Raw genomic sequence first — 9,922 nt, 5'->3', positions numbered from 1 at the left:
GTATACATTATTCCGCGTCATATTGCCTATTGTGTTGCCTACAACGTTAGCCATACTCGCTTTAAACTTTAACAGTCTGTTGGCAGATTATGATTTGACCGTATTTTTATATCATCCATTGTACCAACCACTCGGAATAGTTATTCGAAATAACACAGACCCGACGGCTTCTTTGGACGCGAAGGCAATCAACTTTGTCTACACGGTTATATTAATGGCCATCTCAGCACTCGTTATTTACTTTGTATATGGTCGAGGAAGTAAGAAGAGCAACTTATTATAAAACTAGTCATTCAAAAATTATTACATCATTGGAGGAAAAAAGATTTATGCAACATACAAAGGTAATAGAAAAACTGTTCAGTGACTCTAATGTTCTAATTGCATGTCATCAAGGCTCAGCAGGTGGCAACATTGCCTATAATACTTATCGATCGATGTTGAATGCAATTAATCAAGGGGCGCACATTGTTGAATTCGATATTAGCAAAACGCGTGATGGCGTATTTCATGTTTTTCATGAGCAAGAAGAACCGATTCGTTTCAATAGAGATGAGAAATTTAGGACATTTACTTCGGAAGAAATAAAGAAGCAATTATTACTGAATATGAACATGCAGGCTGTAGAGCCTCCACCTACATTAAAAGAGTTTATGGCCAAAATGAAGAACCATCCAGGGGTGTTATTGCATTTTGACCATGCACAAAAATGGGGTAAAAAGCTGCTGGAAGAGCTGGATCAATATGAGGATCAAAGGCAAAACATAATTATAAAAACAGATGTTGCTGCAACTGAATTCCTTGAAGCATTAGCAGAGCATGATGTTCAATATATGACATTGCCAAAAGTTTGGAGCCAAGACGATTTCGATGAAATTATGGCATTCAAAGATAAAATAAATATTGTTGGCTTCGAAATGATTTTCGAGGATCCAAATGTTGATTATGTTTCCAAGGAAAGATTACTGCAACTAAGAGAACTGGGATATCACACCATGATTAATGCAATTGTTCTTTGGAATGATCGCCAGACGCTATGTGGTGGATTTGATGACGATGTCTCGTTATTAGAAAATGCTGAGTTAGGATGGGGAAAGCTGCTCGAAATGGGCTTTGATGTCATTCAAACGGACTGGCCACTACCGTTAAAGATATACCTAGAGGAAAAAGGAGTTAAGGGTTATGCCAACAGAAAATCCATGTTCTCGCTATGATTTTGCTTTAAAATTAATAGAATCCTGCAAAATAGTAGTAGAACGTGAACAGGTAGTTGTCGTGGAAGAAAAGAAAGATGAGAAGGATTTAGTAACAAACCTGGATAAGAGCTTAAATCAACACATCATTTTGGAAATATCAAACGCTTATGATGATGATATAGTTGGTGAAGAGCAATCCAAAAAAGGGAATACAAAAAATGTATGGTTCATTGATCCTATTGATGGTACAACGAACTGCATATATAGAAGAAGAGAATATGCCATTTCAATCGCATATGAAGGTGAAGAAGGTAGATTTGGCATCATTTATGATGTGGAAGCAAATACCTTATATCATGCTCATAGTAATATTGGTGCATTTATGAATGGTAAGCCATTTACAAGACCGGAGACGCCGCAATATGGCATTATTCACATTACTCCATCTTACTTATCGGAGAAGAAATACAATGATTTTGCTAATAAGTTCAAAGGAGTCAGGTATTTAGAGGTTTATCGTAATGAGCAGGAAATTTGGGATTATAAGGCTGCAATTATTTTTGCTGAAATGGTCGGCTTACCTGTAGATATATCAGAAGATCAAACGACTGTATTGGTTGGAACAAGGATTGATACGCCTAGAAGCCAAGACTTGTCCATAGAGCCCTCTTAGTGCAATTCAAAATTTCCCCCTCGCACCATTTTTGATATAATATTGGTAGAGAACCGTTTATCTTTTGGTCAAATATGGAATCCTAGTAGTATCAAATGATGAGAGAAAACGAGGGATGGAAATGTCGTATATCGTTGATTTTAAAAATGTGTCTACAATAGGTTTAGAGTCTTCACCTGTAGCAGAAGCGCTTGCTGGTCTACGCGCGAATGAAGCCCGTTATTTCATGAATAAGTACAAGCATGAATTCGAAGTTGTACCAGCTAGCGAAAGTCAGGAAAACCTGGATTATGCGAATAAAATTTTGAAAGAACGTGACATTGAGTTTGCTGCCAAACCTTTAGAAACATCGCATTTTCAAGTGGAAAACATTCAATTTACCTACGTTTTTTATGAGGATGGACTATCGATCAATGTGATGTATACGGTGGATGACCCTAAGAAGCGGGCGGTTGGTTTTAAGCTTTCTGAGGGTATGGAGATACCTAAGGAGTTAGAAACGAAATTCAAGTTCGCTAGGCAGAAGTCCAAATTAGCTGGAACGATTCGCGGTTCGTTTTTCGTCATTAAAGGACAATATGAATACAACTGAAACTTGAAATAACAGGGTGCCCGGCCGAATTCATGGCTTTCGGGGCACCCTCATTTACGCTATATGTGCTTTCGTGATTCTAGCATGGCCTCTTTTAACGATTGGATGATTTGATCATGAAGGCTAACGCTAGCCGCGGCAACGCCACCGCTGTATAACATGTCGATGTCATTTCCCTCAAGATCCGAGAATTTGCCACCAAGCTCCTCAAGTACGATTCGGCCTGCCGCATAATCCCAGGAGTTGACGCGATATTGGACGAAACCGCCTAGTAGTCCCATGGCCATATCAYTCAATTCCATCGTAGTCGCCCCATAGACCCGTACACCTCGAACTTTGGTTGCCAACGCATATAAATGGCTCCAATGCTTCATCTCATCGGTGTTTCTCCAAGGTGTATTTATCGCAACCAACTGATTTTCGAGCAGGCTATCCGTAGGAAGGGGAGTCAGTTTCACGTCATTCAGGAAAGCGCCGCTCCCCTTGTGAGCATGATACAGATTCCCCGCCATGACATCGTAGACAAGACCGAACACTCCGCGATTAACTTCGCCAAATGCTAGGGAAATAGCAAAATCCTTCTTGCGATTAATAAAATTGCTCGTCCCATCGATTGGATCAATGATCCATACATAGGGGCTTTCGGAGAGCCGATTTCCGACGTTCTCCTCGCCGACAATATTATGATCGGGATAGTACTCAATGATTTTATTCACCAAAAAGGATTCGATCTCACGATCAACCTCTGTCACGACATCGGCATGACTTGTTTTCTGCTGAAAGCTAGTGGTGTTCTCTTGCATCCTTCTTTTAATAATTTCCCCGGCTTCCATTACCCAGGCAGTGGACTTCAGATAGATTTCATATTCCTCACGCATGATGAACTCACTCCTTCGATTTTCTTCCATAGACGAAGTATAGAATAATGCTTGAAATTAACATCAAGATAACGGAATAAACAAATACTAGTGCTTGAACATCTCCTGATGTCTGCTCGCTTGTACTATTTTTAATAACAATACCTAACGGCTGCAGTAAGGGGTGGAATAAGAAAACCGTTAGATCATAATCCGCCAAGTGCCCATTGAAATTCATAGCCCATACCGCCAAAGTTGAAGGTAATATGATGGGAAGAAGTACTCTTCTGAATGTGTAAAAGGCCCCCGCGCCTAAACTTTTTGCGGCATCTTCCAATGAGCCGTCTATGGTGAAAAAGGCTGCTCTTAACATTCTTATTGTAAACGGAATTTGGACAATGACATAGGCAATTAATAAAATCCACACAGTTCCTGTCAGAACCTTATTCAATACGATTAGTTTTGGCGAATCATAAGTGATAATCAGCCCTAAAGCGATCAGAGTCGAAGGCAATAACCAAGGTATTAACATGGCATACTCTAATAGGGTTGATAAAATGTTTTTGTACTTATGAAGGATGCGTGAAACAACCAACGCCAGAATCACGACAATGATGGACGAAACGGAAGAATAAAATATACTAACGCCATACGGCTTAAAATCACTGAAATGCGTAATTAATCTTGCATAGTTAGCGAATGTAAAATGGCTCATTGACAAGGTAGCAGAGGTGATACTAAAGCTGTCTGTGAAGGAGAAGATAACGATAGAGACCACAGGTAGCACATATATAATAAACAACAAGTACGCTAATGCATGTACGATCGTATTGACCAACTTGTTATTAATTTTTTGTTTTACGATTTGCGATTTCACTTTTGAAATCGAAATATAGTTGCCGCCTTTTTCCACTTTCCTCATGATGGTTAATAGAATCAACGTAAACACACCTAGAATGATGGCTAAGAGAGAGGCCATATCTCGGGAGGTGACGCTTTGGGCAAAGGCTAATATCATAGGGTTAATCGTTTGGAAATCCCTGCCCCCAACAACTAATGGAGCTGAAGTGGCACTTAAACCCGTCAGGAATATTAGAACCGTGACCGCGAACACCGTGGGTTTTAACACAGGAAATACAACTCTTCTTAAAATGTAAAAGGAAGATGCCCCCATGTTCTTAGCGGCTTCAATGGTTTGATAATCAATTTTCTTGATGGCATTAGAGAGGAAAATAACATGATTGGAAGTAATCGCGAATGTCATGACATATAGAACAGCCCAGTAACCTGTAAACCACGCAGCATTAAAATCAGGGAAGAGATGAACTAGAAATTTCGTTACAATGCCGCGTTCTCCATAAATAAATTTATAGCCAAATACGAGCACGATTCCGCTGTAAATAAGTGTTGTCGAATAACCTAAACGTAACAGCTTAGCGCCTTTAATCTCAAAATAATCGATGACAAGTACTAAAAAGGTGCCAATAACATTAACAGTAACGATAAGAGAGACAGCTAGGATAAAACTATTCAGCAAGCTTTTTAATGCCCTGGTTGAAAGCAGCAACTTTTGAAAGGGCTCTAAGGATAGGCGACCATCTGCAAAAAACGTTGCAAATAGTAGATTAATGTTAGGATATATTAAAAATGCAGCAATAAACCATACTAGCAAGACAGCAGTTATTATTCCGATTATTTTGCCGGAAAACAGAGCTTCTTTTAAACTATTTAGTTTCAACATAAGAAGCCCCCCTTAATATTGCTTAATGTCATCAGAATGAATAAAGATCTCGATTTCATCACCTATGGCATATTTCGTCATACCATCTTCTTTTTCCATATTTTTAATCGTCGACCCGTCGATATCAAATGTATATTTGGTATAAAGTCCATAGTACTCAGCGTCCACAACTTTAGCTTGTAATTTAGCCATCTTAGGAGCAGCCGGTTGAGTAGAGGAGTGCACTCTTTCTGTTCTTACATAAGCAGCTTTCGACACATCCAGAGGTTTGTTGATTTGACTTTTAATTTTCTCCAGAAGGGGACGATCGAGACTATTGTTATCCCCAATGAAATTACATACAAATTCGGTAGCCGATTGATTGTAAATCTCCGAAGGAGTTCCCACTTGTTCAATAACACCTTTATTAAAAACAGCAATTCTATCGGATAAGGATAAGGCTTCTTCCTGATCATGTGTGACATAGATGGATGTGATTGCGAATTTTCTCTGCAATTTCTTCAATTCGTTTCTCAACTGTACGCGTAAGCTTGCATCTAGATTGGAAAGCGGTTCGTCCATAACGAGGATGCTTGGTTTAAGCACTAAAGCTCTTGCTATTGCCACGCGCTGCTGCTGACCGCCGGATAACTCAGATACTTTTTTAAGCAATTGCTCATCGCTTAAATCCACTTTTTGTGCAATATCTTTCACTTCAGCTTCAATTTGTTGCTTGGGGAGCTTTTTAACTTTCAAGCCAAATGCGATATTTTCAAAAACATTTAAGGTTGGAAATAGGGCGTAGTTCTGGAATACCATGCTTATTTCTCTTTTTTCGACAGATAAATTCGTAATATTTGCCCCGTTTRCATAAATACCACCGCTTGAGGGATTCACGAATCCGACGAGACTTCGCAGTGTCGTTGTTTTCCCGCAACCAGAGGGACCCAACAAGGTGAAAAATTCCCCTTCTTCGACTTTCAAATTTAAATTCTTCATGGCGACGAAGTCACCATATTTAATTTCTACATCTTTAAATTCAATCATCTCTCGCACTCCCTGCCTAGTAGACACATGATTTGCAAAAAAAATCATCGAGCAGATTGATTCTGTATTGCTCTATACAGAACCAATCTGATTGATGGATTTTCAGTCATTATGGTAAAAGCTGAAGTTCAATTTTTTCTACCCATTTATTAATGTTTTTGGCTACGAAGGACCAGTCGATATTTTGTGCTTTCAAAGATGCATCAAGATCTTTAATTTCTATGGCTGCGCCTGCAAGAGCTTTCTCATTTGCCGGCATGCTAGTGAACTTTTTAGACCATTCCAGTTGCACATCTGCGCTTCCGAACCAGTTTACAAATTGTTGCGCGGTGTCCATATGTTTCGTTCCTTTGATGATTGCGACTTGCTCAACAACAAACGGAACTCCGTTAGCTGGTTTAACGATACCTGCTTTAACGCCATATTTTTCTTCACGTGTTGCGATACCGCTTGACCACATTGGCCCTAGTGGTGATTTACCGCTTGCCAGGTTAGCATAGAAATCTTCACCTTGCGCTGCATGATAGCCATATTTCAAGTAGTTCTTGATCTGGTCCCAGCCCTCTTTGGAAATACCATACTCACCGTTTGGATCTTGATATCTTACTAGAATCCCTGCAATAACAGCTCTAATTGTACCTCCGCCGAAGGCAGATGGAGCATCATATTTGTTATGGAATTCGTCCTTAGTCCAAAGGTCAGTCCAATCCTTGGGAGCTGTGTTCTCATCATAAAGTTTCGAATTGTAGATGAGGAGGATGGCTTGTTTAACTAATGAATGATAATAGTCTTCTTTATCGTTCAAACCTGCAGTGACTTCATCAGACCAAGTAGGCTTGAATTTTTCTAATAAACCTTGAGCTTTGAATCCTTCATAATCGATTGTGCTTAATCCGAAAACCACATCCGCGACAGGGTTGTTCTTTTCTGCGATTAAACGGTTGGCAATTTCGCCACCACCGGCTTCTACGAACTCCAGTTTATAACCTTGGGCTGCTGCTTTCTCTTTCAGCCAATCTCCTCTGCCATCAGACAAGGAGTTTGAATAAATAACTAACGATTTGGCATCATTTTTAACGTTTGCAGGGGTAGCGGATGCCGTAGACGCATTATTGGAAGAATTTCCTGCCGAATTATTATTTCCACATCCAGCCAAAAAAATCAGTACTACTAACATAAGCCCCGTCATGATCAACACAGATTTTCTAAAATTCATGGTTGTACTCCTTTTTATTGTGAAAGTTGATGTTTATCTTAAATTACGGCCGAAGAATTTGAACAATATCACCTCATTTCAGAAAAATTGGAACGTGTCATTTTATTTCATTTTCATTATATTAATCACATTGGAACGAGTCAATAAGTTTGCAAAGAATTAACTTGGCGCTTACATTCCCCAAACATTCAGGCCATTTTCACGGCATTCTCTCATAAATCTTGGATATGAAAAAACCCACCTTTATATAAAAGGTGGATTTCAGATAGTGCCTATTTATTGATTCGAGAATAAAGATAGGTTGTTGTTAATTTGCTCAATGGTTTGCTCAATCGTTAACGAGTTATTTATAGCATTTTCAATCGATAAGCCGATTATTCGCTCGACCTCTTTGGTATCAAATCCGTCGCCATTATAGAACTTCGTATCGCGAATCCCTTCCACATTGGCTTTATTCGCTTCGTACAACCAAGGGTAGAGCATAGCTATCGTTTGATTGTTGCAAACATTGGGGTTTGCCGAAGTTCCGCCTAATAAGGTGATTTGCTCCGCTATTTCAATTTTATTAACCCAATTTATGAAACAAACCGCTTCATTCATTCTTGCAGTATGCTTAGTAATCCCGATCACGCCTCCGCCTAAGATCGGTTTATCACCAGGCACTGGAGCCGAACCCACAAAGTGTCCGTAATCACTATTCGCAATCCTGGAAACGTGGTTCATAAACCCGATTACCATTGCTGTTGTACCTCGGGTGAAACTATTTACGGATTCTCCCCACCAAGACTCGTTGATTTGCTGGGCAACTGAAACCGTTTCTAAATAATTAGCTAGAGCTTTATTGGCTATCTCTGAATTTAATTTAAGTTCATTTCCCTCTATCAACGTTCCCTTTTCCGCATAATATCTCGTTAAGAATTCTAAAGCGATAATTTCTGACTTACCTAAGGTAACGCTCGTACCAAACTCAGTAGGCGAGTGTTTGAAATGCGATTTGGTAAAGAACCTTGTTAAATCCGTATACGATGCAAAATCCCTAGGAATCGCTAACTGTTTCTTATATTTCTCGTAATACATGCGCTTAATTTTCGGATCTTCGAATAAATCTTTTCGGTAAAACAGCATTTGAATACTAGGATCAAAAGGAACCGCATAGGATGTCTCTTCAATTTGCGAGTAATTTTCTTTCATATGCAGTGGCAAAGACTGAATGAGCTGATCCAGAGGAGTATCCAAATTCATGATGGGCTGGAATACGTCCTTCCCAAACCATGGCAGCCAGGCCATATCCATTCGAATGATATCGTAATGACTAACGTTTGTTTGGTCGGTTAGGATTTGGTAAATTTCATCGAATGATTTAATATCCAATGTGACTTGTATTCCCGTGCTTTTGGTGAACTGAGGGAGCAGCTTTAATAGTGCGTCCGTTGTCGGACTAATAATGGTTAGTATGGAAAGCGAACTTTTGGAACTTTTTTGCTCCGTTATTGCCCAATTCGATATGCCACTGTTTTCAATAAAGATCTTTTCGGCTTTCTTCGGATTGTTCACTTGTTCAATTAGACGTTCAGCAATTTCGCGGCCAAGCAAATGATAATTTTGTTGGTATACGATTAATTCATCTGTAAAGGAGGGTTGTGCAATGCCTAAACTTAATATTTTTGGAGGTTTTTGCATGGAACCGAAGAAATGCGCATTTTTCAGCCAGTACGCTTTGAGCAAACTCGAAGTAATCACAAGATCCGGAGGCTCATTTTCGAAGAACTCGAAAGATTTAATGTGCGATTGATTTAAATGGGCATGAAGCACACTTTTAATTTGCACATCTTCGGCATGTTGAACGATCGCATCCACAAAAAGTTTCTCGCTTGTAAACTTCATTTCATCAGAGAAAATACCGATCGAGGTATAGTCATTTTCTTTTATAAAGGTACTAACTTCCATGCCTGCTTTCATAAAATCAAACGAAATAAATTGCTCAGCATGTTGGGGAGCTCTATTTACAAAAACGATATTTTCTTTTGCAATATCCACTTCTGCATAGTACTCATTCGCATTATCTAAGCAGGAGATGGTTACAATGCCAGTAACACGTTCTTCGGCAATTGCTTTAATAATACTTTTTTCATTATTCGGCAAGTCATATGTGATATATAAATGGGTGCGATACCCTAAATTTGTTAACGTTTTATCTAATCCTTTGTACAGTTGAACATATTCGTCGGATTCAATCGTGGGCACAATGATAGAAACTGAATTAGTTGCCCCTGATCTTAGAGATTTCGCCTTATAGTGCATTTTATATCCCAATTTTTTGGCAGCTTCTTCAACTAACTGAATTTTTCTAACGCTGACGTTCCCTTTTCCGTTCAATACATTAGATGCTGTGCCATGCGAAACCCCAGCTTCTTTTGCAATATCTTTTATTGTTATTGTCATATCACACTATAAACCTCCTCGACTTCTACCTTTCAATATTAACTTATTTTACTCCTAACGCAAACAACAACGTGAGACAGATCAATTTATTGACACGTTCCAATATCGAGTGTTATCATGTGTATGATCAAAATTTGGGGTGAGGGTGGAACGTGATGATCGGGAAACAAGAGTACAAC

Annotated in this window: 8 protein-coding genes and 1 pseudogene; 4 read left to right on the top strand and 5 right to left on the bottom strand. The window is 39.2% G+C overall.

Annotated elements, in window-relative coordinates; genetic code table 11:
• The 4 genes and pseudogenes from AC1DUA_RS13225 to AC1DUA_RS13210 all read left to right on the top strand — a co-directional run.
• Positions 1-283 (top strand): annotated as a pseudogene (locus AC1DUA_RS13225) (iron ABC transporter permease); the annotation flags it as partial.
• Between the two features lie 46 nt (positions 284-329).
• Complete coding sequence (locus tag AC1DUA_RS13220) at positions 330-1,214, top strand: glycerophosphodiester phosphodiesterase family protein (RefSeq protein ID WP_477500201.1); 885 nt, start codon at positions 330-332, stop codon at positions 1,212-1,214.
• The gene (locus AC1DUA_RS13215; RefSeq protein ID WP_477500200.1) at positions 1,183-1,869 is read left to right on the top strand and encodes an inositol monophosphatase family protein; all 687 of its coding nucleotides are present in this window, start codon (positions 1,183-1,185) and stop codon (positions 1,867-1,869) included. The genes AC1DUA_RS13220 and AC1DUA_RS13215 overlap by 32 nt, the downstream gene beginning before the upstream one ends.
• A gap of 121 nt (positions 1,870-1,990) precedes the next feature.
• Positions 1,991-2,461, top strand: coding sequence for a phage tail protein (locus tag AC1DUA_RS13210; protein ID WP_477500199.1), 471 nt, complete (start codon positions 1,991-1,993; stop codon positions 2,459-2,461).
• Positions 2,462-2,520: 59 nt separating this feature from the next.
• Here AC1DUA_RS13210 and AC1DUA_RS13205 read toward each other — a convergent pair whose 3' ends face one another.
• The 5 genes from AC1DUA_RS13205 to AC1DUA_RS13185 all read right to left on the bottom strand — a co-directional run bounded on the left by AC1DUA_RS13205 (position 2,521) and on the right by AC1DUA_RS13185 (position 9,743).
• Entirely contained in the window at positions 2,521-3,339 is an 819-nt protein-coding gene (locus AC1DUA_RS13205) for an inositol monophosphatase family protein (RefSeq protein ID WP_477500198.1), read from the bottom strand.
• Positions 3,340-3,346: 7 nt separating this feature from the next.
• Entirely contained in the window at positions 3,347-5,059 is a 1,713-nt protein-coding gene (locus AC1DUA_RS13200) for an ABC transporter permease (protein WP_477500197.1), read from the bottom strand.
• Between the two features lie 12 nt (positions 5,060-5,071).
• Complete coding sequence (locus tag AC1DUA_RS13195; RefSeq protein WP_477500196.1) at positions 5,072-6,085, bottom strand: ABC transporter ATP-binding protein; 1,014 nt, start codon at positions 6,083-6,085, stop codon at positions 5,072-5,074.
• Positions 6,086-6,194: 109 nt separating this feature from the next.
• Positions 6,195-7,301 carry an extracellular solute-binding protein gene (locus AC1DUA_RS13190; protein ID WP_477500195.1) on the bottom strand — a complete coding sequence of 369 codons (1,107 nt, stop codon included), beginning with the start codon at positions 7,299-7,301 and terminating at the stop codon, positions 6,195-6,197.
• A 276-nt stretch (positions 7,302-7,577) separates the two neighbouring features.
• On the bottom strand, positions 7,578-9,743 hold the full coding sequence (locus AC1DUA_RS13185; protein WP_477500194.1) for an extracellular solute-binding protein: 2,166 nt from the start codon (positions 9,741-9,743) through the stop codon (positions 7,578-7,580).
• Between the last annotated feature and the right edge of the window lie 179 nt (positions 9,744-9,922).

This window comes from Paenibacillus sp. 01T422, from assembly GCF_056398785.1.
The sequence above is the reverse complement of the archived record's forward strand: the minus strand, read 5'-3'. Positions and strand labels throughout refer to the sequence as shown.

Coding starts and splice junctions, on each gene's coding strand:
- AC1DUA_RS13220 (WP_477500201.1), top strand. CDS start 330: ATGCAACATACAAAGGTAATAGAAAAACTGTTCAGTGACTCTAATGTT.
- AC1DUA_RS13185 (WP_477500194.1), bottom strand. CDS start 9,743: ATGACAATAACAATAAAAGATATTGCAAAAGAAGCTGGGGTTTCGCAT.
- AC1DUA_RS13200 (WP_477500197.1), bottom strand. CDS start 5,059: ATGTTGAAACTAAATAGTTTAAAAGAAGCTCTGTTTTCCGGCAAAATA.
- AC1DUA_RS13210 (WP_477500199.1), top strand. CDS start 1,991: ATGTCGTATATCGTTGATTTTAAAAATGTGTCTACAATAGGTTTAGAG.
- AC1DUA_RS13215 (WP_477500200.1), top strand. CDS start 1,183: ATGCCAACAGAAAATCCATGTTCTCGCTATGATTTTGCTTTAAAATTA.
- AC1DUA_RS13190 (WP_477500195.1), bottom strand. CDS start 7,301: ATGAATTTTAGAAAATCTGTGTTGATCATGACGGGGCTTATGTTAGTA.